At 47.1% G+C, this 23702-nt stretch carries 26 protein-coding genes and 1 pseudogene; 1 reads left to right on the top strand and 26 read right to left on the bottom strand.

The annotated features are described in order from the left end of the window. Positions 1-47 precede the first annotated feature (47 nt). The 25 genes and pseudogenes from C400_RS0115825 to mtrB all read right to left on the bottom strand — a co-directional run bounded on the left by C400_RS0115825 (position 48) and on the right by mtrB (position 22996). The gene (locus C400_RS0115825) at positions 48-1157 is read right to left on the bottom strand and encodes a hypothetical protein (protein ID WP_016822195.1); all 1110 of its coding nucleotides are present in this window, start codon (positions 1155-1157) and stop codon (positions 48-50) included. A gap of 184 nt (positions 1158-1341) precedes the next feature. After that, entirely contained in the window at positions 1342-1926 is a 585-nt protein-coding gene (locus C400_RS0115820) for a histidine phosphatase family protein (protein ID WP_016822196.1), read from the bottom strand. A 67-nt stretch (positions 1927-1993) separates the two neighbouring features. Next, positions 1994-2620, bottom strand: a complete 627-nt coding sequence (locus C400_RS0115815) for a hypothetical protein (protein WP_013371659.1) — start codon at positions 2618-2620, stop codon at positions 1994-1996. Beyond that, the gene (locus C400_RS0115810; protein ID WP_013310707.1) at positions 2617-3213 is read right to left on the bottom strand and encodes an RNA polymerase sigma factor; all 597 of its coding nucleotides are present in this window, start codon (positions 3211-3213) and stop codon (positions 2617-2619) included. Before C400_RS0115810 ends, C400_RS0115815 begins: the two co-directional genes overlap by 4 nt. Positions 3214-4057: 844 nt before the next feature. Further along, positions 4058-5146: a prephenate dehydrogenase gene (locus tag C400_RS0115800; RefSeq protein WP_017427554.1), complete on the bottom strand. Its 1089-nt coding sequence runs from the start codon at positions 5144-5146 to the stop codon at positions 4058-4060. 26 nt (positions 5147-5172) lie between these two features. Next, positions 5173-6276 carry a histidinol-phosphate transaminase gene (hisC, locus tag C400_RS0115795; protein ID WP_017427553.1) on the bottom strand — a complete coding sequence of 368 codons (1104 nt, stop codon included), beginning with the start codon at positions 6274-6276 and terminating at the stop codon, positions 5173-5175. Positions 6277-6333: 57 nt separating this feature from the next. Next, positions 6334-7140, bottom strand: a complete 807-nt coding sequence (trpA, locus tag C400_RS0115790; RefSeq protein ID WP_016822199.1) for a tryptophan synthase subunit alpha — start codon at positions 7138-7140, stop codon at positions 6334-6336. Then, positions 7137-8333: a tryptophan synthase subunit beta gene (gene trpB, locus C400_RS0115785; protein ID WP_016822200.1), complete on the bottom strand. Its 1197-nt coding sequence runs from the start codon at positions 8331-8333 to the stop codon at positions 7137-7139. The genes trpA and trpB overlap by 4 nt, the downstream gene beginning before the upstream one ends. Further along, the gene (locus tag C400_RS0115780) at positions 8330-9016 is read right to left on the bottom strand and encodes a phosphoribosylanthranilate isomerase (RefSeq protein ID WP_017427552.1); all 687 of its coding nucleotides are present in this window, start codon (positions 9014-9016) and stop codon (positions 8330-8332) included. Before C400_RS0115780 ends, trpB begins: the two co-directional genes overlap by 4 nt. Then, positions 9013-9807: an indole-3-glycerol phosphate synthase TrpC gene (trpC, locus tag C400_RS0115775; RefSeq protein WP_017427551.1), complete on the bottom strand. Its 795-nt coding sequence runs from the start codon at positions 9805-9807 to the stop codon at positions 9013-9015. Before trpC ends, C400_RS0115780 begins: the two co-directional genes overlap by 4 nt. Next, positions 9797-10843: an anthranilate phosphoribosyltransferase gene (gene trpD, locus C400_RS0115770; protein WP_017427550.1), complete on the bottom strand. Its 1047-nt coding sequence runs from the start codon at positions 10841-10843 to the stop codon at positions 9797-9799. The genes trpC and trpD overlap by 11 nt, the downstream gene beginning before the upstream one ends. Positions 10844-10875: 32 nt before the next feature. After that, positions 10876-12426 carry an anthranilate synthase component I gene (gene trpE / locus C400_RS0115765; RefSeq protein ID WP_016822204.1) on the bottom strand — a complete coding sequence of 517 codons (1551 nt, stop codon included), beginning with the start codon at positions 12424-12426 and terminating at the stop codon, positions 10876-10878. Between the two features lie 385 nt (positions 12427-12811). Continuing rightward, the gene (gene aroH / locus C400_RS0115760) at positions 12812-13186 is read right to left on the bottom strand and encodes a chorismate mutase (protein WP_016822205.1); all 375 of its coding nucleotides are present in this window, start codon (positions 13184-13186) and stop codon (positions 12812-12814) included. Positions 13187-13188: 2 nt separating this feature from the next. Next, on the bottom strand, positions 13189-14283 hold the full coding sequence (gene aroB / locus C400_RS0115755) for a 3-dehydroquinate synthase (protein ID WP_017427549.1): 1095 nt from the start codon (positions 14281-14283) through the stop codon (positions 13189-13191). A 1-nt stretch (position 14284) separates the two neighbouring features. Then, positions 14285-15454 (bottom strand): chorismate synthase, encoded by a 1170-nt coding sequence (aroC, locus tag C400_RS0115750; RefSeq protein ID WP_017427548.1) that lies wholly within the window; start codon positions 15452-15454, stop codon positions 14285-14287. A 232-nt stretch (positions 15455-15686) separates the two neighbouring features. Beyond that, a complete protein-coding gene (locus C400_RS0115745) occupies positions 15687-16487 on the bottom strand; it encodes a CheR family methyltransferase (protein ID WP_013371673.1) in 801 nt (266 codons plus the stop codon). Between the two features lie 30 nt (positions 16488-16517). Further along, positions 16518-16961 carry a nucleoside-diphosphate kinase gene (ndk, locus tag C400_RS0115740; RefSeq protein ID WP_013371674.1) on the bottom strand — a complete coding sequence of 148 codons (444 nt, stop codon included), beginning with the start codon at positions 16959-16961 and terminating at the stop codon, positions 16518-16520. Between the two features lie 110 nt (positions 16962-17071). Continuing rightward, positions 17072-18047, bottom strand: a pseudogene (locus C400_RS0115735) (polyprenyl synthetase family protein). Next, complete coding sequence (locus C400_RS0115730; protein ID WP_017427547.1) at positions 18044-18910, bottom strand: menaquinone biosynthetic enzyme MqnA/MqnD family protein; 867 nt, start codon at positions 18908-18910, stop codon at positions 18044-18046. Before C400_RS0115730 ends, C400_RS0115735 begins: the two are co-directional and overlap by 4 nt. Then, positions 18867-19526 carry a UbiX family flavin prenyltransferase gene (locus C400_RS0115725; RefSeq protein ID WP_016822210.1) on the bottom strand — a complete coding sequence of 220 codons (660 nt, stop codon included), beginning with the start codon at positions 19524-19526 and terminating at the stop codon, positions 18867-18869. Before C400_RS0115725 ends, C400_RS0115730 begins: the two co-directional genes overlap by 44 nt. After that, positions 19526-20398, bottom strand: coding sequence for a UbiA-like polyprenyltransferase (locus C400_RS0115720; RefSeq protein WP_016822211.1), 873 nt, complete (start codon positions 20396-20398; stop codon positions 19526-19528). The genes C400_RS0115725 and C400_RS0115720 overlap by 1 nt, the downstream gene beginning before the upstream one ends. Beyond that, complete coding sequence (locus C400_RS0115715) at positions 20391-21119, bottom strand: demethylmenaquinone methyltransferase (protein WP_017427546.1); 729 nt, start codon at positions 21117-21119, stop codon at positions 20391-20393. Before C400_RS0115715 ends, C400_RS0115720 begins: the two co-directional genes overlap by 8 nt. A 9-nt stretch (positions 21120-21128) precedes the next feature. After that, positions 21129-21998: a heptaprenyl diphosphate synthase component 1 gene (locus tag C400_RS0115710; RefSeq protein WP_017427545.1), complete on the bottom strand. Its 870-nt coding sequence runs from the start codon at positions 21996-21998 to the stop codon at positions 21129-21131. Between the two features lie 116 nt (positions 21999-22114). Then, positions 22115-22666 (bottom strand): hypothetical protein, encoded by a 552-nt coding sequence (locus tag C400_RS0115705; RefSeq protein ID WP_017427544.1) that lies wholly within the window; start codon positions 22664-22666, stop codon positions 22115-22117. Between the two features lie 99 nt (positions 22667-22765). After that, positions 22766-22996: a trp RNA-binding attenuation protein MtrB gene (mtrB, locus tag C400_RS0115700; protein WP_017427543.1), complete on the bottom strand. Its 231-nt coding sequence runs from the start codon at positions 22994-22996 to the stop codon at positions 22766-22768. Positions 22997-23049: 53 nt separating this feature from the next. Between mtrB and C400_RS26910 the strand changes: the two genes are divergently transcribed. Further along, the gene (locus C400_RS26910) at positions 23050-23325 is read left to right on the top strand and encodes a hypothetical protein (RefSeq protein ID WP_128574142.1); all 276 of its coding nucleotides are present in this window, start codon (positions 23050-23052) and stop codon (positions 23323-23325) included. A 71-nt stretch (positions 23326-23396) separates the two neighbouring features. Here the strand turns inward: C400_RS26910 and C400_RS0115690 are convergent, their stop codons facing one another. Then, positions 23397-23669, bottom strand: a complete 273-nt coding sequence (locus C400_RS0115690) for an HU family DNA-binding protein (RefSeq protein WP_014599981.1) — start codon at positions 23667-23669, stop codon at positions 23397-23399. Positions 23670-23702: the final 33 nt, after the last annotated feature.

Raw genomic sequence — 23702 nt, 5'->3', positions numbered from 1 at the left:
ACCCTCTCATATTTTGGGTGAAATTCTATCAATATGTGTACTGCTTGTCAATGGAGCTGTATACCCGAGTCGTTTCGCCCAAGACGGCACTCTCCCGCCAACTTCTGCCCCCAGGCCGTCATTTGTACAGAGGGTCCTGTCGGATGCTCACCTTGTCGAAGCATACCCAAGTGAAGCATCATTCGTATAATCCTCTGATCAAAGACCGAACGGGAGGTATCATAGTAAAACGGTCGGATCAGTGGGCCGATATGCACAAAAAGCGACTCTGAGGAAGTCCATGGCCTGGCACATTCTCCAATCCAGTAGACTAGTGAAAGCAGATTGGGTACGGCTCCTTTATACAATCTTAACCAAAACCTGAATAGCTGTATCATTTCATCCTCAATTGCGAGTTCCTGTTGCGCCTCCCCTTTTGCGGTCAGCTCAACCCGGTCTCCCTTCTCCTCAATATACTTGGAGTGCCGGGCGTAATCATACAGTAATGCCATTCGATCCGGATAAAACTTAAAAGAGGAACCATAGCCAAAACGCCATCCTCCTTTACCCAATAATGGCTCCGCAATGTGCAAATGCTCCATTAGTTGCTGCTGATTGCGACGGTACCAAGCTCCCTCAGGGTTAAGCAGAACCTCATGCTGCCTCATATATTGAAGGAAAAGCCGTAAATCCTCCGCCAGTAGATGCCCTTCATCCCGGTACGACGACGGTTCACTTACCCGGATCATTCCGTTTTGAAAGTCATGTACCATAACACGCCGAAAGCGCTCCTTCATATCCGAAGGAATTTGGTACAAATATCTCGTATTGTGCGTTGAACCATTGAACAACCAGCCGCTAGAACGTAGACGGGTCACAATATCTCGTGGTCGCTCACCAACATCTCCGTCCTGCTCGACAGACTGTTTGGCAATCGCAATCAATTCCTCCATACTGAAATAAGGTCGGTCATCGAACAATAGCGCATTCAAAAACCTTACCTCTGACAACCTCAGCTCCTTGACCTGCGTCTCAAAAAAACTACTACTGCCGAGCTTTGTCAAAATCCCTTGGATCAACTCATGCTTGGAATTAGGTTTGCAGTCACAATCGTAATACACTGCGATTCTGTTCAAATGCACAATATCCGCAAATGTCAGCATATCCGCCAGATTCATTGTTCCATCGCCTCGTCACTGGACTGTCATCCGGAAATGATTCTTACCTGTTGTACCCACAGCTTTGACGGAATCTTCAGACTCTAAACCTCTTTTTTTGCAAAGGTATAATTAAAAAACAAAAAAGACCACGACTCTACGATGAGTAGAAGCCGTGGTCTTTCACAAAGTATTGGAGCTGCAGTCACTTTTTCTCTTGCAAATGCTTCGTGCAATTATATAAAAGCGGTTCCCAGTCCGCATCATCACGCTGGAGTACACTTAGTGACAAATTGCCAATTCGTTCTGTAAATTTTTCCTGATACAGAGCCTTATACAAATTAGCCAAGAAACCCCCGTGGGAAACGATCAACAGATTCTTGTCCCGATTTTCCGTCCAAAGAGCCTCCATAAAAGCTAGCGCACGAAGCTGAAGATCTGCATCGCTTTCCTGCCCTAAATCCAGCAGATGCCAGTCAACTCCCCACTTCTCTTCACGTTCGGCCTGTGTCATCCCCTCGACCTGACCATAAGCACGTTCTCTTAGTCGATCATCAGGTTCCAGCAATGGCAAATGCAGGGCAGAGGCAATAATATCCCCCGTCTCTTTCGCTCTGGAGAGACTACTTGTAATAAGCCCGTCCCATTGATAAGGCTCTTCCTTCAATCGTTCTGCCAGCAAGCGTGCCTGCCGACGCCCTTCCTCATTCAACGGAATATCACTGTGCCCCTGGATTTTTCCTACCGCATTCCAATCCGTCAATCCATGTCTGATCAAGCCAATAAGCATTGTGTCAGTCCTCCGCTGTTGTGTTATTCAGGCATATAATGAATTTTATATGGAGCCCATCTGCCAGCTAATTTCTAACTCTTCTCGTCCGATGGATCCAGCCCAGAGAAAATAAAGCAAGCGCAAGTGCCAATACAGACAACAACATCCAGTATTGCGGGTAAGTAGGAACAATGCTTGCAACCAGCGGATCCATAATGCCACTATTCACATCTTTAATGTGGTATTGATACTGTGGAGATGTACTTGTAGTTTCCAGCAGGCCTGTCGGTAAAATACCCGTGTCCATGACAGGAGCCGCTTGGGGGGGATTTTCCTGAGAGGAGCTTCCATTCCAGTTCAAAAACAAAAAGCTGCACAAAAATACGGCCAAGAAGCCGGCGATCCATACAGACATATACTTACGGGCTGCTGGGTTCACACGCGCACGTCGATGCTCGCCCGGAACAAGCCACGGTGATTCTTCATAAATTCGATCCATGACTCTACGATTCATTGCCTCTAGCTTATCATCTGTTATTTCAAAGGAAATATCACGAATAGCCGATCGACTTTCTTTTGACAAATTCCAATCATTCTCTTCCGAACCATGCTCCCACCCGGCAGACGAGCTTTTGGCCCGTCTGCGCTCCGAGTCTTGTTTCGATACATTTTTGCCTGTAGCGAACAAATCCTCAGCGTCCCTGGATTTCATTGGCTGCTCATCCCTTCGTTTTCCTCATAGAGAGGCTCAAAAAAATAAGGCTCCAACTGCGTCTTCACACTGGTTCTTGCCCGGAAAAGCAATGACTTCACCGCACTGACCGTCTGTCCTAAAATAGTCGCAATCTCCTGATAATCTAATTGCTCATATTCACGCAAAATCAGCGCAGATCGCTGCTTCTCAGGCAATCTGTTGATTGCTTCACGAACCATCTCTACCTTCTCACCGCGAAGAACAGCCTGCTCCGGAATTACATCCGATGGAGCTACCGGTACATAACCGCTCTCTTCCAATGGAACCTGACCACTACGGTGCTTACGAAGCTCACTTAGCACCGTATTGCGTGCAATTGTATATAGCCAAGTGGAGAACGATGCATCTACCTCGCGAAAAGAATGCAGGCTCCGATACGCTTTATAAAACGTCTCCGAGCATAAGTCCTCAGCAATCATTTCCAGGTTCGAACTTTTCAGCATATGATAAACAAAAGCTAAAATTTTACGTTGGTGCCGCCTCATTAATTCTGAATAAACCTCAACATTACCTTGTTTGATTTCCTGAATCATCTGGGAATCTGTCATCATCCGAGTGAGACCCTCCTCGCCCATACATGTGCTGTTTTCCCGTCCGATTCTGTCTATATATACCGAACAGGCCAAAAAAAGTTGCGCCCTCTGCGCAAATGGATGAAACAGCATCATGGAACATTTGTTATTTTCTTACCCTATGTAGTGCCAACATTAACGGTGCTATCCCCAACAATATTCAATATCCAAAATGGACTTACCCATTGTACCACAAAATGGCCGCCAGTAAAAAAGTCCAAAATCCCCACGATTTCCATCAAAGGCTCCCTAACGCTGGCAGCTAATTCATTTAAACCGCTTTTCAATGGATTTTAAGTTTATTCAAGATAAATGACAAATCCAATTAAAGTGTTTCATTTAGAGCACCAATAAGGATAATTAAACAAAAAGAAAACGCTTTAAAAAAATATTGACAAAATGAAAACGTATACATATAATAAAAGTACAGTATGGTTTCTCTCCACTCCTATCCTACTCAGCTACTTTACTGAAAGTAGCTACCACCCGGGGCTTTACCCGGGTGGTCTTTTTTTTCTTTATTAATAAGTAGTAAAGGACCATTCCATCGACTCTTGAAATAACAAAAAAGCGGGAAGAGAACCTTCGCCCGCTTTAAATCTTTTCTTACTACTTCACTCCAGAAAGTATGATGCTTTTAAGGCGTCCGTAGCGGAGCGATTCATTTGAATCTGGAGAAGCGTAGCGCTCGCCTTTGCAGGGGGATTCTTTCCTTTAAAGATTTCAAATCGTCCAAAGAATCCCCCTGCAACAGCGATCGTAAGATCAAATGAATCGCGGAGCGGAGTATCTCCTTAACAAACACACATACTTTCTTCACCCTTTATACCACCACTTTATAGCCCATCGAATCCAGTAAGGTTTTGGCACGCTCCCAGTCCTGCTCTTGACGGAAGGAAAGCCTCATGATGCCAGGAACATCCTCCCGACTTTCAATGATTCGCATATTACTCAGATTAATGCTGTGATTTCCTAGTTCCATTGCAATTCTTCCGATAATCCCTGGGGTATCCGGTACATCAATATACAGATCAAACGTAGAGACAATAACTCCTTTACGACGCTCTGGCAGTTCACTACGGAAATGCCCTGCTGTCAAAAATTCGTCAGCAATTCCCTCTCCGTCTTGTGTTCTCAGCAAGTGAGTAAAACGCTCAATCTGCCCATTCCATTCTTCTAACAGGCCCAGTAAAACATCACGATTACTCAGCAAAATGTCCCGCCACACAACCGGATCACTAGAGGCTATCCGTGTAATATCACGAAACCCACCCGCAGCCAATGTACGGTACAACGGATTTTCATCATTGTGCTTTCGTACCTGATTCACCAGCGCTGCTGCAATAATATGTGGAAGATGGCTAATCGCACCGACAATATCGTCATGCATATCAGGTTGGACACGCACAACATGAGCACCGGTATATTTCAACAAGCGCTCCAGCGAGCTGTAAGCTTCCTCAGGCACACCCTCTGCAGGGGAAAGCACATAATATGCATTTTCAAACAACAACGCAGAAGCGGCCTTGACACCGGAACGCTCCGAGCCAGCCATCGGATGACCCCCGATAAAGTAAGCATTGTGCAAAGATATTTCTGATGCCTTTTTGGCAATCGCCGATTTCGTGCTACCTACGTCGGTAATAATACACCCCGCTTTAAGCGGTAACTTGCTTAACAATTCGAGATAATGCTCCAGTAAACCAACCGGTACGCATAAAAAAATAAAATCGGCATCCGTGACCGCCTCTTCAACCGAAAGAGTCGCGGTGTCCACGACACCACGGCTTAGCATCGGTTCTATCAGTTCAGGAAGATGAGCATGACCGACCACATTAATATCCGGCTTCCCTCTAAAACAAAGTGCGAGGGACCCGCCAATCAGTCCCACGCCGAAAATGGCAATCTTCATCTATTATCAAATCCCATCTGCGGAAATTATAGGCGTACTTTCGCCGCTTCCGCCCCCAGGACCTGTTCCAGCGCACGAATAAACAACTCATTTTGCGGCTGTGATCCAACCGACACCCTAATATATGTCGGATATTTGTGATGACCTGCGCGAATAATCACACCTTTACGAAGCAACTCTTGAAATACCTCACCGGATGGACGACGTACGTCCAGCATAATAAAATTACCATGTGCCGGGAAAGACTCCAGCCCCAAACGCTTCAGCTCATTTTGCAAATAAGCTCTACCCTCTGCATTACGATCCCGACATTCCTGAACAAATTCCTGATCTTCCAAGGCAGCAATGGCCGCAGCCTGTGCTACCCGTGAAGTATTAAACGGCTCACGAACCTGATTGATCAAGCGAATGGTTGCCTCGGCTCCCATACCATATCCGATACGTAGTGAAGCCAGACCATAGATTTTGGAGAAGGTACGCAGTACAACCAAATTTTCATAAGCTGACAACAAGCGAATACCGTCTGGATACGAACGATCTATTACAAACTCAGCGTAGGCTTCATCCAGCACCACCATGATATGCTTTGGCACTTGGTTCAGAAACGCAATCAGCTCAGCTTCGGGTACAATCGTTCCCGTCGGATTATTTGGATTACAGATCCAAATAATTTTTGTACGGTCATTGATATGAGACAGCATGGCATCCAAATCATGTACACCGTCACGCAAAGGCACCTCAACTGCAACTGCTCCCTCAATTTCCACGTTACTTTTATAGACGGAAAATGTCTGATCAGCCATGATGCTTTCTTCCCCTGGAAGGAGGAATGCACGCGTAATCAACGCAATAATTTCGTCAGAGCCACAGCCATAGATAAATTGTTCTTCTTTTAATCCCGTCCGTTTAGCTAGTGCCTGTGTCAGAGCAACTGCACTTCCATCAGGATATACACTGATGTTAGCAAACTCCTGCTGAATGGCCTGCAACACTTTGGGAGAGCTGCCATACGGATTCTCGTTTGAGGCGAGCTTGATTACTTCATCGAGTCCCAGCTCACGTTTCACATCCTCAATCGGTTTACCGGGCTGATATACTGGCAAATGTACAATATGCGGTTTAGGCTGCATGCCCCTTCCTCCTCTATCCAATCAGAACTAAATTAAATAATTTATATTTGACACCCATTACTGCTTTAATTGTGCCACAAAATCGCGAATTTGCAAAAGTCCTTCTTCTCTGCGTGCAGAATCCTCCAGCAATGGAATGGCTTCCTCCACCTGTCGCACAATGGCACTGCCAACCACAACTCCATCGCAAATGTCTGAAAACCGGACAACCTGCTCACGATTTGAAATACCAAAGCCTATCGCCACCGGAACATCCGTATGCCGTTTGACCTGCGCGATAAAGCCCTCTATACCTTCAAAAAAAGAAGCTCTTTCTCCGGTTACACCCAGCGAAGATACACAGTACACAAATCCTCGGGCCTGACGGGCAATTCGTTCGATCCGTTGTTCAGACGTTGGGGCTACCAGCGGAATCAGATGCACACCTACCTCTGCTGCCCGTCCTCCCAGCTCCTCTGCTTCTTCAAGCGGAAGATCCGGAATAATCAGACCACTGATACCGTGCTCCTGCAAGCCTGCAAAGAAAGCATCCATCCCCATTTGCAATACAGGATTATAATACGTGAACAGAATAAAAGGCAGGCTTGAACCTGCCGCCCTAGCCAGAGACGCTGTCTCCATACAGGTGCGGATTGAAATTTGCCGTTTCAGTGCACGTTCAGACGCACGCTGAATCACAGGGCCGTCAGCCAACGGGTCCGAATAAGGTACGCCTAGTTCCAATATATCGGCTCCGGCTGACTCTAACTGCCGAATGATCTCTATCGTGGTATCCACATCCGGGTCGCCTACCGTCAGAAAAGGAATTAATGCCGTTTTGCCTTCATGTTTAAGGCGTTCAAACGCCTGATCAATTAAATTCATGACGGATTTCCCCCTAAATACTTGATAATGGAGTCCACATCTTTATCCCCACGCCCAGACAAACAAATAACGATAATATCATCTGAAGTCAACGTAGGTGCAAGCTTGGCGACCTGTGCAACGGCATGTGCCGACTCTAATGCAGGCAGTATTCCTTCGGTACGGCAAAGGAGCTGAAGTGCATCCAGCGCTTCCTGATCAGTAATCGGGACATATTGGGCCCGCTCAATATCTTTTAGGTATGAATGCTCCGGTCCAACACCTGGATAATCCAGTCCAGCCGAGATGGAATGCGCAGGTTGTACTTGTCCGTACTCATCCTGAAGCAGATAACTCATAGAGCCTTGGAAGACTCCTTGCGTCCCCTTGCTCATGGTAGCTGCATGGAATTCCGTCTCGACGCCTTTTCCAGCAGCCTCCACGCCAATCAAAGCAACACCTTGATCCTCTATGAAAGGATAAAACATACCGATAGCATTGCTTCCGCCACCGATCGCTGCCACAACAACATCCGGAAGTCTGCCTTCCTTCTCCAAGATCTGACGGCGTGTTTCATCGCCTATCACACGCTGGAAATCCCGCACCATCATCGGATACGGATGCGGACCGACAGCCGAACCCAAAATATAGAACGTGTCATGAACATGGCTCACCCAATAACGTAAAGCTTCATTCCCGGCATCCTTAAGTGTACGTGTACCCGATGTCACCGGAATCACTTCCGCACCCAAAAGCTGCATCCGAAATACGTTCAACTGCTGGCGAACCGTATCCTCTTCGCCCATAAACACTTTGCATTCCAATCCGAGCAATGCAGCTACGGTAGCCGTTGCGACACCATGCTGTCCTGCACCTGTTTCGGCAATGACCTTCTGTTTTCCCATACGCTTTGCCAGCAATCCCTGAGCCAATGCATTATTAATTTTGTGGGCGCCAGTATGGTTTAAATCCTCGCGCTTCAAGTAAATTTTAGCCCCGCCCAGATGTTGACTCAGACGCTCCGCATGATAAAGCGGCGTTTCCCGACCCGAATAGTCTTTCAGGAGTCCGTTCAACTCTGCCTTAAATTCAGGATCATCCGCGTATTTTCGGTAGGATTCCTCCAATTCAATCAGTGCGTTCATCAACGTTTCCGGTACAAAACGTCCGCCAAATGTTCCAAAACGTCCGTTGTTATCAGGTAATTGTGTCATGCCTGCTTCACCCTTTCTACGAATGCTGTGATTTTTGCAATGTCCTTGACTCCGTTCGTCTCTACACCGCTGGAAACATCCAGCCCGTCGGGATGATACTCGCTAATCAGCTTTTCTGCGTTATCGGCAGTCAGCCCCCCAGCTACAAACAGAGGGATTCCGTGTTGATGAGTCCAAGCCTGATAGGCGGGAATTCGATCCCACGCAAACGTTTTTCCAGAACCGCCGCCATACAGGGGATCGTATGTATCCAGCAGTAAAGCATCAATTGTTCCGACATAAGCCTCTAATTCGTCTGCTCGGTGTTCGGTCTTCCCCTGCTCTGTCTGCCCTTGGCTGTCCACAGACCAAGCCTTGAATATCTGTATGCCAAAACGTTCCTTAATCTCCCGACAGCGCTGTGGACTTTCCTGTCCATGCAACTGAATGACATCCAATGGTGCTTTCTCCATCACATCGTTTAACAGTGCATCGTCAGGGTTCACAAATACGCCCACGCTGCGCGGTCTGCTGCCCGAGGCCCATTCATCCAATACGCGAAGCAACTCTCCAGCATGTGCGCCGTCAATCCGGCGCTTGCTGTCAGCAAACACAAAACCTATATAATCGACCGGTAAGTTTACCATAGATTTTAGCACTTCAACGCTTTGAAGTCCACAAATTTTTACGCCCGTTTTGTTCATGCTTTAACCCCGTCCATCAATTCGACTACAGCCTGTCCTACATCTTCCTTACGCATCAGATGCTCCCCTACCAGAATGCCGTGCGCACCTACCGAATGCAGATACTTAACATCTTCCGGTCCTGCAATGCCGCTTTCGCTGATGAATGTAACCCCTTTTGGGATCAGTGAGATCAGCTCCTCTGTCGTCTGGAGACGGGTCTCAAATGTCCGAAGATTGCGATTGTTCACACCAACTAAGTTCGCTGTACCCAGATCCAGCACTGCTTTAAGTTCCTCACTGTCATGCACCTCTACCAACGCATCCAGCCCAAGATCCTTGGCGATTTGTAAGAATGAACCTAATACATTCTGTTCCAATATCGCGGCAATCAACAGTACCGCATCCGCTCCCAATAGACGAGCTTCATAGATTTGCCGTTCATCAATGATAAAATCTTTTCGCAACAGCGGAATTTTCACTTGATCGCCAATTTGCTGTAAATATTCAGGACTCCCCTGAAAATACGTAACATCTGTCAGTACAGAAATGCAATCGGCTCCTGCTCCCTCATATGCACGCGCAATATCCACCGGATGGAAATTGGGTCGAATCAACCCTTTGGACGGAGAAGCCTTCTTTACTTCAGCAATCAGCCCGAGCGGACGGTTGCGTCCGCTGGCGATCGCATTTTCAAATCCTCTCGTCACAGGTAAATCTGCAATTAAGCGTTCGGCTTTATTAATCTCAAAATGCTGCTTAAGCTGCTCCACTTCTTGTCGCTTCGTCACCACAATTTTATCAAGATACATATTGATATTCCCCCGTTGCCTGTATTAATTGATCCAGCTTGGAAAGAGCCAATCCAGAGTCGATAGCTTCTGCCGCTCGCGCTACTCCGTCTGTCAAGGTAGCTGCTGCGCCTGAGACATAAATACACGCTCCTGCATTCGCTAGCACAACATCACGATAAGCTCCATGCTCTCCGTTCAAAATTCGCCGTATGATCTCTGCGTTAACCTGAGCATCGCCGCCCAACACCTGATCGAGAGAATGTGTCTGCAAGCCCAGATCGGACGGATGAAGCTCGAACGTGTGAACCTTGCCGTCCTTGAGCTCGGATACTCGTGTGGCGGACGAAATACTAATTTCATCTAGCCCATCCAAACTGCTGACGACCATGGCTCGTTTGGAGCCAAGCTGGTTCAATACCTCGGCAATCACTTCCGTTTTGCCAGCATCATAAATACCCAGCAACTGCCGATCCGCACCAGCCGGATTCGTCAATGGACCGAGCATATTGAATACCGTCCGCACACCTAGCTCGCGGCGCGGTGCTGCGGCATGCTTCATAGACGGATGATACAGCTGTGCGAATAAAAAGCAGATACCGATGCGGTCCAGACACGAGCGAGCCTGATCACTTGTCAAATGAATGTTGACTCCGAGTGCCTCCAGGACATCAGCGCTCCCGGCACGGCCACTTGCAGAGCGGTTGCCGTGCTTGGCTACCCGTACAGAAACCGAAGCCGCGATAATAGCGGAAATGGTGGAAATATTAAACTTGTGAATACCCGAACCCCCGGTGCCGCATGTATCCAGTAGACGACTGTTCCCTTCCCCAGCTTGCACTGGACTAGCGTAATTGCGCATTGCTTCGGCAAAACCGGTGATTTCATCTACCGTCTCTCCCTTGAGGCGAAGAGCCGTCAGGAGCCCGCCGATTTGCGCCTGTGTAGCACTCCCACTCATAATCTGTTCCATCACGCTACGGGCCTCCGTACGCGAAAGATGCTGTCCTTCAATGATCCGGCTTAACCCTACTTGTATCATGTCATGTCGTTCCATTGTCGTCTCCTCCTCAGAATCAGATTTTTGTGTTACGGAGTGTACAAATAATCTTGGTTGATGACGCTGTTGTAAGGCTGTGTCGTTGCTGGAAACATCGCTTCGGCCGTGCGGATTGCTTTGAGCAGTGCCTTTGCTTTGTTCACCGTCTCCTGATACTCGCTTTCCGGTACCGAGTCCCACACAATTCCAGCCCCTGCCTGGACATAGGCCCGGTTCTTTTTAAACACAATTGTGCGAATCGTAATGCAAGCATCCATATTGCCTGAGAAGCCCAAATATCCAATTGCTCCTGCATAGGTTCCGCGTGCTTCCCGCTCCAGCTCAGCAATAATCTCCATCGCCCGTAGCTTTGGAGCTCCGGATACGGTGCCGGCCGGCAGGCAAGACAGGAAAGCATCGAAGAAATCTTTGTCCTCACGCAGTTCGCCCGACACATTCGATACAATGTGCATCACGTGGGAATAGCGTTCAATCTCCATGAATGTATCGCATTTTACGGTGCCAAACTGGGATACACGTCCCAGATCATTTCTTCCCAGATCTACCAACATCAGATGCTCTGCACGTTCTTTTTCATCCTTCAACAATTCTTCAGCAAGCGCCGCATCTTCGGTTTCCGTTACGCCACGCGGTCTCGTTCCTGCAATCGGTCGGGTCTCTACACGGCCGTTTTCCACCTTGACGAGTGCCTCCGGCGAAGTGCCTACGATGATCTCGTCATCCATTTTCAGATAATACATATATGGCGACGGGTTCATCGTGCGCAGCACGCGGTATACCTGTAGTGGAGAGGCCTCTGTATCGATGTGAAAACGCTGGGACAGTACAACCTGAAAAATATCACCAGAGCGGATATACTCCTTTGCCTGCTCCACGTTTGATATAAACTGTTCCTTTGTCACATTGGATTGGATCTCACCCAGTTCCACATCATCAGGAATGGAGGCAGAGCCTAATCGCTCCGGTGGGGACTGCTTGCGCAGATACTGCGCCGTGTTCTCCAACTTGCGTTCCACATCTGCATAAGCAGCACGAATGTCCTCCTCGCGGAACCCTTCACCTATATGAACATTGCCAACCAGCAAAATTTGCTGTTTCACATGATCAAAGACAATGACTTGATCGCAAAACATAAAACGAATATCATCCATATTCAAATCATCTACCGAGTGCTCTGGCAGCTTTTCGTAGTATTGAAGCAGGTCATATCCAAAAAATCCGATAGCCCCGCCTGTAAATGGAGGCATGTCTTTCAGTTTCGGACTACGGTATTTACGAAGTAATGCTTTGAGCGCTTCAATCGGCTTGTCGCTTAATATTTGCCGTTTACCGTGTTGTTCCAAAATCAATCGACCTTTTTTACCTGAGACCATCAGAAATGGGTCTGTTCCGATGAAGGAATGTCGCGCCCACTGCTCGCCTCCCTCTACACTCTCCAGCAGAAAGGCACGGTCCCGCTCAGCATACCGACGGAAAATCCGAATCGGCGTCTCCATATCAGCCAGCACTTTTTTGTACACAGGAATCAGGTTAAATTCATTCGCCATCGCTATCACTTGCTCCACATGCGGCGTTAACATGAGATCACTTCCTTTCCAAATTGGCGCAGAACCCAATGGAGAGAATAAAAAAAGCCTCTACCCGTAAGGTAGAGGCTGTCAGTTATTGAAATTATAAGAATGCTCCATATGTAAAATGATCACAGCAAATAGAAAAGCATACACTTATCCCTTTTGCATAACCGCGCAGGTTACCTCAAATAAGCTTCTCTTTATGAAGAAGGTCTCTTCACGGACAAAAGCTTACCCGCTACCGCTGGTCTCTGTAATCTCATATGGAATTGGCTAGACTACACTCTTCTCATCTCAACTCTGCTCTGGCTAACTCTACTCAACTCAACTCTGCTACACACACTATATCTCATGGAATGTTACTTTGGCAACCATCAACTTAAAAAATGGACGATTATTTCCCTTGGGAAGCCAGATCCGGTCTTAGCATCTGTGCTCCGTTCAAATATACATGTTTCATTTCACGCTGAGATTTATCGGTATTCACCTGTACCATCAAACGGATGCACTTGGGCAAGCTACCAGCTACAGGAATTTCTAATGCACACATGAGCGGAACCATGTCCCAGCCGTCAAGCTGACGGATGGCCATGGCTGGAAAGGCAGCATCCAGGTCATGGGTCACCGTTATCCATACATTACTAATATCCTCCGGCTGAATTTCATTGTAGGATACAATTTCCTCCAGTAGTTGGCTTGTTGCTTCCAAAATTTCGTTTGCTTCATTATTCGTCACGGTCGTCGCGCCACGAATTCCACGATTGTACATCGTTACGCCTCCTCTTTTAACTGTTCAATGACTTCCCGGATGTAAGAGACGGAAATATCCTTCACAACCTCCACACGCCCAATACTGCGTGGGACAACGAAAGTAATGCTGCCTTCTTTGAATTTTTTGTCATGCATCATCGCTTCGAGCAATCGATCTGTATCGAGATGTGACGGAAGAGAAGTCGGTAAGCGCAGCGATGACAGCATTTCCTTCGTTTCGTTTACCAAAGAAGGATCTGCCCCCAGCTTCACACCCAGTAGTGCCGAGCCAACCATACCAATAGAAATGGCTTCCCCGTGTAAAAACTCACCATATCCCGCAATCGCTTCAATCGCATGCCCAATCGTATGGCCTAAGTTTAAAATAGCGCGCAAATCATTTTCTCGTTCATCGCGTGATACAATTTCGGCTTTAATGGAACATCCCTTCTCCAGTCCGTACTCCAATGCCGTCGCATCCAGTCCGAGCAAATCCGTCGCATGTTCACGGCACCACTGAGCAAAATCAGCATCCCAGATCAAGCCATGCTTGATCATTTCAGCAAGCCCCGCAGATACCTCGCGAGGAGGTAATGTTGACAACGTATCTACGTCATACAGTACGAGTTCCGGTTGGTGAAAGGCTCCTATCATATTTTTCGCCAAAGGATGATTGATGCCGACCTTACCACCCACGCTGCTGTCATGGGCAAGGATAGTAGTTGGAACCTGTACGAACTTGATGCCTCTCATAAAAGATGCCGCCACAAATCCAGCCAAATCACCCACCACACCACCACCAAGAGCGATAACAGCTGAATTGCGATCCAAACCGCCCTCAATGGCTGCTGTTATACCCCGCTCAAATACAGCAAGCGACTTGGATGTTTCACCTGGCTTAACGACAAATGATACCGTTTTGTACCCCGCCTCTTGAAGATTGCTTTCCACTGTTGCCAAGTAGAATCCCGCTACATTTTCGTCTGAAACAATCAATAATGGGCTTTTTTGTGCAATTCCTCGTTCCTTCAACGACTCTCCGGCTTGATGCAACAACCCACGTCCGATAAGAATAGGATAAGAACGTTCGCCAAGCTGTACCGTCAGCGTGCTCATCTTAGTACCGCTCCAGTTGTTGTTCATAGGATGCAATATTCGCGCGGATTTCTTCAATCGAATCCCCGCCGAATTTCTCTAGTAAAGCTTTGGCTATCTCCCAAGCTACCACATGCTCCATGACTACGCTTGCCGCTGGTACCGCACATGCATCCGAACGCTCAACCTGTGCAGTGAACGCTTCTTTCGTATCAATGTCAACGCTTTGCAGCGGCTTATAAAGTGTGGGAATTGGCTTCATAACGCCACGAACCACCACTGGCATTCCGTTGGTCATGCCACCCTCAAAACCACCCAAACGATTCGTACGACGGTGATATCCACGTTCCTCATCATATAAAATCTCGTCATGCACCTGTGAACCGCGCAATTCTCCTGCTTCAAACCCGATGCCGATTTCCACACCTTTAAATGCATTGATCGACATGACTCCTTGTGCGATACGTGCATCCAACTTCCGATCATACTGTACATGACTGCCCAGACCAATCGGAACACCTTCCACGATACATTCCACTACACCACCGACGGAGTCACCTTCTTGCTTGATCAGGTCAATGTAGGCTTCCATTTTCTTCTCCGTTTCCGGATCGGTTACTCTCACCGAAGAAGCTTCTGTTACAGCAATCAGTTCATCAATCGGCAAGTCGCGATAAGGAGCTTCGATTTCACCAATGCGGATGACCTGACCTGCCACCTTGATCCCGAACTCAGCCAGCAATTGACGAGCCAACCCGCCACATGCCACACGAATTGCTGTTTCCCGTGCACTGGAGCGTTCCAACACGTTGCGAAGATCCTTCAGGTTGTATTTCATTCCGCCATTCAAATCTGCATGGCCCGGACGCGGTCGATGAACCCGACGCTTTTCTTCATCACTGCCTTCAATAGGCTCAATATTCATAATATTCTGCCAGTGCTTCCAATCGTTATTTTCCACAACTAGTGCAATTGGTGCACCTGTGGTATATCCGTGACGTACGCCACCAGCAATCTTCGCCGTATCTTTTTCAATCTGCATACGCCGCCCCCGTCCATATCCTTTCTGACGACGGTGCAACTGAAAATTCAATTCCTCAAAATCCAATTTTAAATTACTCGGCATACCCTCTACAATGGCAGTTAGCTGGGGACCATGCGTTTCCCCCGCGGTTAAATAACGTAAACTCATGACGCGTTCCCCCTTTAAACTGTTAAACTGTGCATCGCTAAAATCTTTAACTGTGCTTCATTATAGTATACGCACCTTTCTTTGACAAGAAAAGCCACGTCTGAGGCAGATAAACAAAAAAACACGTCCCTCAGCCAGAAGAGCTAAAGGACGTGCGCTGTTGATAAGCCAGCCATCCATTACTTAAGAATAGAAATAAGTTCCTACGAAACGATGGATGATATGTACAGGCTTATGCTTTTTTGCGATAAAAAAAGGTTTCAGTCGATTCCAGCCCATATTGGTTAGGAGAAAAGATTTGCTCGGTACTGCCGACAAATAAAACACCGCCGGGACGAAGGCTGGCAGCAAACTTTTGATACAACGCATGTTTGGCCTCTTCTGTAAAATAAATCATAACATTTCGACAGATAATGAGATCATACCCATCCTCAAATCGATCCAGCAGCAAGTTTTGCTTTTGAAACTTCACAGCCTGTTTTAAACGGTCATCAATCCGATACATGGCACCGTCTGGTTTAAAATATTTGCTAGCTACCTGCTCAGGCACATCCTTGAGCGAACGCTCCAAATATTTACCTTCCTTGGCTTTAGCCAATGCACCATCATCAATGTCGGAAGCTGTAATAGAGCAATTCCCTAAAATCCCTTTACCGTCGAGAACCATAGCCAAGCTATAGGGCTCTTCACCAGTCGAGCAGGCCGCACTCCACAGCTTAAGCTTCTGCTTTCCCACAAGCAGCTGTGGCAAAATGATATCCCGCAGCACTTCCCACCGATTGGGATTTCGCCAAAACTCGGAAACATTGATCGTCATACGATCCAAGAATTCATAGAATAGAGGTTTTTCCTTCATCATGGCATCATAAAAAGAAACAAAACTGGGAAACCCGTTTTTGTTGCGAAGCGTCGTTAACCGCCTTTTCATCTGTGCTTCTTTGTATTGTGCAAGATCAATACCTGTGCTGTCCTTGATTTTGCGGATAAACGCTGTGTAATCGGGGTCCGTCTGACCCAGTTCCAGATCCGTCATGCTACCATCCTTCTTCATACGTAATTAAACTTACACCCAGGTCGCTACAGTTTTTTCATACCGAACCAATTCTTCTGGTGTGAAAAAATTTGCAATCTCGCGCTCTGCGCTCTCCGGTGAATCTGAACCATGAATGAGGTTAAACGGTGTATGTGCAGCAAAGTCTCCACGAATGGTGCCCGGAAGAGCCTCTGTTACTTGTGTTTTACCAATCAGCAAGCGGGAAAGCGTAACAATGTTATCCCCTTCCCAAACCATGGCAAATACAGGTCCTGATGTGATAAAGCCTACAAGCTCTTCAAAAAAAGGCTTGCCCACATGCTCCGCATAATGCCGCTCTGCTTGTTCTCTAGATACCTGCACAAGCTTGCCAGCCGCCATTTTGAAGCCCTTGTCTTCCAAACGACTGACAATACGTCCAATCAGTCCGCGTTGTACACCATCCGGTTTAACCATCAAAAACGTACGATCCATCGGCTCACTCCCAATCCAATCTAATGTATTTATACAGTACTAATCTGTATTGTAACAGAAAGATTGGAAACGGTTAAAGTATTTTGTCACAGCAAACCTAAAATACAACTTTAGTAGGAGCGGCGTGTCACAAAATGAGCAATATCGCGCAGCGTCTTTTTTGTTTTGACATCTGGTAGTAAGTCCAGCGCGTTCAGCGCTTTATTAATATATCGGTCGGCGAGAATTTCAGCTTTAGTGATTCCTTCACTTTTTTTGATCATATCCACCGCTTTACGGGCGTCTCCTTGCCCGTCCCCATCCTGAATTCGCCGAATTTCAGCCAGCAGATCATCTCGCAGTTCGGGTTGTTCAAGCGCATAAATGACCGGAAGCGTAATATTGCCCTGTCTCATATCGCTGCCTGGAGGCTTGCCGATCTTTTTTTTCTGTTCCACACAGATCAAGCAAATCATCCTGAATTTGAAAAGCCATACCTACGTTATAGCCATAGCTGTACAACAGAGAGTTGACTCTTTCCCGTGCTCCTGCAGCCATAGCTCCCAACTGGCAACTGACCGCAATCAACAATGCCGTTTTGCGCCGAATGCGAAGCAAGTAATTGCGCACACTCTGATCCACATTAAAAAAATCACGTATTTGTTCCATTTCACCAATCGACATCTGCACCAACGCCTTAGACAGCACTCGGTGAATATCGGGATTCGGCAGCCCAGCAGCAATAGATAGTGCGCGTGCATATATGTAGTCTCCGGTGTACATAGCCACCCGATTGTCCCATTTGGACTTCACGGTGGGTTGGCCGCGTCTCATTTCCGCATCGTCAATCACATCGTCATGAACGAGAGAGGCAGAATGAATCAGTTCCAGAGGTACCGCTATGCGCTTGAGCTTGTCCAGATCATATTCTCCAAACTTGCCTCCCAGCAATACAAATACGGGACGCAAACGCTTGCCCCCTGCTTTAAGTAGATGAAGCGACGTATCATTAATCAACGGCTCCCTACTGTCAATGCTACGGTACAGCTCTTCTTCTATGAAGTTCATATCCTTTTTTAATAAACCGAACAAATCCAATCGTTTCATTCTTTCACCCGTGTCAGCGTATTGTCACTCCAGAGAAGCGGCTTCACTCGTCGGTCAAGCAGCCCCAGTTCATATGCATACTTAAAATAAAGCTCTAAACCTTGTTGTTGCTTCTCTCCAAAATCATAACACAGATTCGTAAAGTAGCGCTCCCAATAATCTTCTGAACCTCCAATTTCCTTGCAAGCTTCAGAAATAACAGGTGTCAGGTCAGACAGACTACGCTGCTTGCTTACGCGGAACGCATTCGCAATTTCAGCCACCGCAGCGGGATTCTGAGCAGCAACAGCACGTCGAACTGCCCATACAGCAAAAGTCATACTATAGCCCGTCCAGCGTTTCCACTCTTCCCCGAGGTCGGTTACGTACAGGCCCTCACTCCGCCAGGATGCCTTGATCGCGTGATCTCCAATCAGCAGCCCTGCATCTGCCTGTTCCAGCATCAAATCAAGATCCGGTTCACAATCAAAGTAAGTAGGCTGACCTTCCCATGCCTTTTGCATCAAAATTTTCAACAAGTTCACCGATGTGGCTGAAGTATTCGTCAGTGCAATGGTGCCGTTAATGATTTCATTTAGCGGCTTGCGTGAAAATAGTAAAATGGATTGGACTGGACCGTCTGCACTAACGGATAAATCGGGCAACAGCAGCATTTCCTCAGCACCTGATGCATACGCAAAGGAGGACATCGCACTCATATCCAAACTCCCTTTCAGCATGCCTCGATTCAATTCAGCCGGAACTTTGGAAACCATCTCCGCCGAATGGAGAAGCTCTGAAGGATTAAAGTAATGAAAAATAGGCCAGGCGTTTGTATATTTAATTTTTCCGATTGTGATTGTCTTGGTGTCCGGTATCGGCATCGGAATCCCCCCATCTCGTAAACAATTGATGTTCTATACGCAAGCTGTCTAATACTTTGCCTACGAGGAACAGTACAATATCATCCAGCGTCTTCGGATGAAAATAAAAAGCTGGCATGGCCGGAATCATTTTGACGCCGAGTCTCGCAAGCTTAAGCATATTTTCCAAATGAATGGCATGCAGCGGTGTCTCACGAGGCACAAGGATTAGCGGACGACCTTCCTTCATCATCACATCTGCTGCACGTGCCATGAGATTATCAGACGAACCGTGGGCTACTGCTGACAACGTCCCCATCGAGCACGGCATGATAATCATGGCATCTACTAAATAAGAGCCACTCGCTATTGAAGCTCCAATATCTGTGAACGGATGGTATACAAGAGAACCGGGACGGCCTCCGAATTGTTCATTCAAAGCTCCTTCCCGGTCGGTCACATTCCAGCCCAGCTCCTCTTTCAATACCCGCCAGCCAGCATTAGAAACAATCAGGTGAACTGTATACTGCAAGTCCAGCAGTGTCTCTACTAGTCGTACACCATAAATGCTTCCGCTCGCACCTGTAATGCCAATAACGATTCGTTTGCCTTGATGGTTGCTCACCTGATTATTCATTAGTATTGACGCACCACCAAATCAATCAGTGTAAAAGCAAATACGACAATGCTAAGTACACCGTTCATAGTAAAGAATGCTGTCTGCAAACGACTCAAATCTTTTGGAGATACGATATAGTGCTCATAAAATAAAATAATGTATGAAATAATCATGCCCGCCAGATACCACCAGCTTAAATCTGCGATAAAGAACAGCACAATAAATCCGATCGCCGTAATGACATGGAACACACGGGCGATGTTCAGAGCACCTGCTACACCAAAACGGGCAGGAATAGAATAAACCCCTTCGCTCTGGTCAAAATCAATATCCTGACAAGCATAAATAACATCAAATCCAGCGGTCCAAAATGCAATCGTGAGATAAAGTACGATAGCAGTTAAATCCATTTGTCCCGTCACTGCAACCCACGCGCCTAGCGGCGCCAAACCAATGGTCAAACCAAGTACAAAGTGGCACAGCCAAGTAAAACGCTTGGTGTAAGAGTAAAAAACAAGCATAAAAAAGGCCAGCGGGAACAGCTTGAACGCCAGCGGACTTAACTTGAATGAGGCCCAAAACAACAACAACAAGCTAACGATGATGAAAATCACCACTTCGCTCGATTTGAGCAGCCCTGCCGGAATAGCGCGTCCTGCTGTACGCGGATTTTTCCCGTCAATCACACGGTCAATCATACGATTGAAGCCGAAGGCTGCGCTACGTGCGCCAACCATAGCCAGCAAGATCCAACCGATCTGCGGCCATGAGGGAAGGTTGTCCGTCACGACAACTGACCCCAATACAGCCCCCATAAATGCAAATGGGAGCGCAAATAAAGTATGTTCAATTTTAATCATTTCCAAAAAAATGGCAATTTTCTTAAACATGCTGACTCTCCTTGATTCCAATATGCAATGCCGCAATGCCTCCGGTGAGAGAATGAGCCTGAACATCCTTCAATCCGACTTCACGAAAGATGTCAGCCAGTTCATCCCTTCCTGGAAAAAGCGCCAACGAATCAGGGAGCCATTTGTACTGCTCATAACGTTTGGCGAACAATTTGCCGAGCATGGGCAAGATGTGTTGAAAATATGCGTAGTAAATTCCCTTGAACGGCTGCCAAGTAGGTTTGGACAACTCCAAACATACGACCTGCCCACCAGGCTTGACGACACGTTGCATTTCCTGCAACACGCGGCGCAAATCAGGTACGTTGCGAAGACCGAAACCAATCGTCGCATAATCAAATGAATTGTCTTCAAAAGGTAGATCCATCGCGTTGCCTCGTACAAGCTTGATTTGCTTTTCGCGGGATTCTGATGTAATCTTGCGCTCGCCAACATTTAGCATGTTCTGGCTAAAATCCAATCCTACGATGTGACCACTTTCACTTGCACGCGCCATCGCAAGCGTCCAGTCACATGTCCCACAACAAAGGTCGATTGCCGTATCGCCGTGATGCATGTTCATTTTTTTCATTGTAAATTTCCGCCAAGCCTTATGTCTGCGAAAGCTCAGTATATCGTTCATCAAATCGTATTTACCGGCTATACTTTCAAACACGCCATGAACGAATTGCTCTTTCGGCTTGGTGTCGCTTGATCCCATGACGTTCACCTAACCTTCCCTCACAACCGGGTGCGAACTGTTTAGCAGCTTCAGGAAAGGCTCAAGCATGCATTCAAATTCCTCAATCCCCGTGTTTTGTTCATCTGACAGGGTCTGCCGGATGTGTGTAACAGCCGTGCGAAGCTTGTCCAGTATCGCATCCTCGGCTTTGTATTTCAGCACAAGCTTACGCCAAACTGCTGTTTCATTACCACCCTCTGAAAGCAGTGCCTGCTCATGCTGGTCTCCGTTACCGTAAATATGCCAGAACATATATCCGAAACGGGACTTGTCTGGTTCTGCCCGTTTCTCCCATTCCTCCACCAGCGTGTCACAGAGAGCGAATTCATTAAGAAGCTGCTTCCAGACTTCCTGATCCTGTTCTGCAATAAGTGAAGTCAATGATAAAAAAAGCTCCTGTTTGAAGCAAACCATCTGAGATAAATACTGAGCGGCATTCAATCGAAAATGCTTCATCTCCCAGTATAAGCTCATTTTCCCTGCGTTCACTTCACATACAGCGTCACTCAGCTTCGAAATGGCCTCGATTCGGCCTGCTAGTGCAAGTAGCTGATAAAAACGGCTACTGAAGTAGTCACCTGCTAACACTTTCAGCTGTCTGGATCGCATCTCTTCCGGACTTCGTATACCGGATAAAGTATCAATCATATCATGCGTATCCAGTCCCATCTGCACAAGTGATGTAACCAAAGCGTACAGTTCATCCTCACTGGCATGCAGCCCTTGCGCATTCCGGTTCAAAAACTCAAACAGCAAACGGGTACGGCTGTCAGGAAAAGCCGGCATTTCCGTATGTTGTTGAATCATGTCGTATTCCACATATTTCCTTACTAATTGAGGTACGCGATACGGTTTCATCCTAAGCCTCCGAGCCATGACTTTCTGGTATACTCAAATAATTGCAATGCCTTATATTATATCACAATTTAAAATGATTCGCGACTAAAGTACTGTAGGTCCAGCGGTAGAAACATCTAGTTTGTATATACACCGCTAAACCTGTTTTGCCACATAGGCGTTACTGTAATGCGGAAACGAGATTTCAAATCTTCTGGCAGTTCAGCGCCTTCCCGATTTCTAAGTTGTTCCAATGCCTCGTTCGTCCACTCGTTCCGGCGTATATCGGATGCCAGCAGCAAATGGCGTTCTCCTGACCATTCGTCCTGCGTCACCACCCGCAACAGCAATTGCCGTACATTCGTCGTTCCGTAAAAGCTAAAGGCGGCAAGCTCCGCCATGTTTTGATAAATCTCCAGAGGTGTGGTTTCTTCCTTGGACAGCTTAACATCCAGGGTCAGGACAGAATGTTCCCAGCTTGCACTTGCAATCGGTGTGGTCAATGGAAGCTCGTTCAGTGTATCTACCAGATTGTCATCCGTCAGCAACACTCGTTGCTGGGGCGAGATTGTTGCCTGTGTTTCACGAACTGCTGCGGTACCCGAGTCCAGCATCTGTAAGGACGGCAGCAATATTGCTGCTGCGGTGGTTATGAGAATGGAACCACCGAGTACAATCCAAGGTTTCATCAGAGCCTCCCCTGACCCCTACCCCATAATGTGGGTTTGCTACGGTAAAGGTCCTCACTCTCATTGTACAACAAAAAAAAAGCAGGCTATGCCTGCATTTTACTCCTCCGTATCTACAACACCGTGCTTGGTCATCACCATGGCCTTGCCGCGAATTTTGATGGCAGAAGTATGATCCGTAAATTGAACGATCAGTATCTCACCCTTGTCCAATTTTTCTGAATGATGCAGGCGTGTATCCTGACCTCTGGTCAGACCAAAAACCTGACATCCGTTGCTTTTTGCTTTAATTACGACGTACTCACTGCTGCCCGTCACGTTATCTTCCATGTCCTTTTCCTCCCTGAGAGCCGAAGCTATATTTTTATGATGGAGATTTAAGATTGTTTTGTCAACTACATGCTTTCCTCGCGCCTGCAACAATTAGTGCTTCCTGTGCCATACTATCTGTGCAGTCCCATCTATTAACGAAAGGAACGGATCGGATGGAAAACTATCGTCCCGCCAATCTCAGTCCTGCTCAGATAGAGCAGCTTCAACGGCTGGAACATGAATTTGCCGAGCTGACAGGTGAACCCCTGGTGCTGATTGCTTATGCCTCGCGAAACGGCAAGACACCTTCCTCTTCTTCAGTCCATAGCACCTCTACCACAAAGTAAATAGGACAAAAAGAAAAGGCCGTGAATCAAATTCACGGTCCTTTCAGCGCATTGGGAATATGTAAGAAATCTTATTTAATTCCGTCTTTGAGCGCTTTACCCGGTTTGAATGCCGGAATTTTGCTCGCAGGGATTTCGATTTCTTCTCCTGTTTGCGGGTTACGTCCTTTACGTGCGGAACGTTCACGAACCTCAAAGTTCCCGAAACCTACCAGTTGTACCTTGTCTCCGTTTTGCAGTGCTCCAGCGATCGCTTCAAATACTGCATCGATTGCTTTGGTTACGTCCTTTTTGGACAATTCAGTGCTCTCAGAAACCTGATTGATCAAATCCGTTTTATTCAACATATTCACCTCCCAATTCAAGTGTAGTCCAGC

It is taken from the genome of Paenibacillus sp. ICGEB2008 (genome assembly GCF_000307675.1).
Lineage (GTDB): Bacteria > Bacillota > Bacilli > Paenibacillales > Paenibacillaceae > Paenibacillus > Paenibacillus polymyxa.
This window is presented reverse-complemented; position numbering and strand designations above follow the sequence as displayed.

Bases quoted from the DNA above. Each gene is read 5' to 3' on its own strand.
- trpA (WP_016822199.1), bottom strand. From the start codon at position 7,140: ATGAATTTAATTGATCAGGCGTTTGAACGCCTTAAACATGAAGGCAAA.
- C400_RS0115725 (WP_016822210.1), bottom strand. From the start codon at position 19,526: ATGAATAATCAGGTGAGCAACCATCAAGGCAAACGAATCGTTATTGGC.
- C400_RS0115720 (WP_016822211.1), bottom strand. From the start codon at position 20,398: ATGTTTAAGAAAATTGCCATTTTTTTGGAAATGATTAAAATTGAACAT.
- hisC (WP_017427553.1), bottom strand. From the start codon at position 6,276: ATGCAGCCTAAACCGCATATTGTACATTTGCCAGTATATCAGCCCGGT.
- C400_RS0115815 (WP_013371659.1), bottom strand. From the start codon at position 2,620: ATGAAATCCAGGGACGCTGAGGATTTGTTCGCTACAGGCAAAAATGTA.
- aroC (WP_017427548.1), bottom strand. From the start codon at position 15,454: ATGAGTTTACGTTATTTAACCGCGGGGGAAACGCATGGTCCCCAGCTA.
- C400_RS0115780 (WP_017427552.1), bottom strand. From the start codon at position 9,016: ATGAACAAAACGGGCGTAAAAATTTGTGGACTTCAAAGCGTTGAAGTG.
- C400_RS0115825 (WP_016822195.1), bottom strand. From the start codon at position 1,157: ATGAATCTGGCGGATATGCTGACATTTGCGGATATTGTGCATTTGAAC.
- C400_RS0115745 (WP_013371673.1), bottom strand. From the start codon at position 16,487: ATGACGGATCTGGAACTGGGTCAGACGGACCCCGATTACACAGCGTTT.
- trpB (WP_016822200.1), bottom strand. From the start codon at position 8,333: ATGACACAATTACCTGATAACAACGGACGTTTTGGAACATTTGGCGGA.
- C400_RS0115730 (WP_017427547.1), bottom strand. From the start codon at position 18,910: ATGCCGATACCGGACACCAAGACAATCACAATCGGAAAAATTAAATAT.
- C400_RS0115810 (WP_013310707.1), bottom strand. From the start codon at position 3,213: ATGATGACAGATTCCCAGATGATTCAGGAAATCAAACAAGGTAATGTT.
- C400_RS0115715 (WP_017427546.1), bottom strand. From the start codon at position 21,119: ATGGGATCAAGCGACACCAAGCCGAAAGAGCAATTCGTTCATGGCGTG.
- C400_RS0115710 (WP_017427545.1), bottom strand. From the start codon at position 21,998: ATGAAACCGTATCGCGTACCTCAATTAGTAAGGAAATATGTGGAATAC.
- aroH (WP_016822205.1), bottom strand. From the start codon at position 13,186: ATGTACAATCGTGGAATTCGTGGCGCGACGACCGTGACGAATAATGAA.
- trpE (WP_016822204.1), bottom strand. From the start codon at position 12,426: ATGTTAACGCCGCATGTGGAGCAAGTGATAGCGATGGCGAATGAATTT.
- trpD (WP_017427550.1), bottom strand. From the start codon at position 10,843: ATGGAACGACATGACATGATACAAGTAGGGTTAAGCCGGATCATTGAA.
- ndk (WP_013371674.1), bottom strand. From the start codon at position 16,961: ATGGATCGTACGTTTTTGATGGTTAAACCGGATGGTGTACAACGCGGA.
- C400_RS0115820 (WP_016822196.1), bottom strand. From the start codon at position 1,926: ATGCTTATTGGCTTGATCAGACATGGATTGACGGATTGGAATGCGGTA.
- C400_RS0115705 (WP_017427544.1), bottom strand. From the start codon at position 22,666: ATGAAACCTTGGATTGTACTCGGTGGTTCCATTCTCATAACCACCGCA.
- trpC (WP_017427551.1), bottom strand. From the start codon at position 9,807: ATGTATCTTGATAAAATTGTGGTGACGAAGCGACAAGAAGTGGAGCAG.
- mtrB (WP_017427543.1), bottom strand. From the start codon at position 22,996: ATGGAAGATAACGTGACGGGCAGCAGTGAGTACGTCGTAATTAAAGCA.
- C400_RS0115800 (WP_017427554.1), bottom strand. From the start codon at position 5,146: ATGAAGATTGCCATTTTCGGCGTGGGACTGATTGGCGGGTCCCTCGCA.
- aroB (WP_017427549.1), bottom strand. From the start codon at position 14,283: ATGAGCACGCTGACGGTACAGCTTGGCGAACGTTCTTATCCTATTCTT.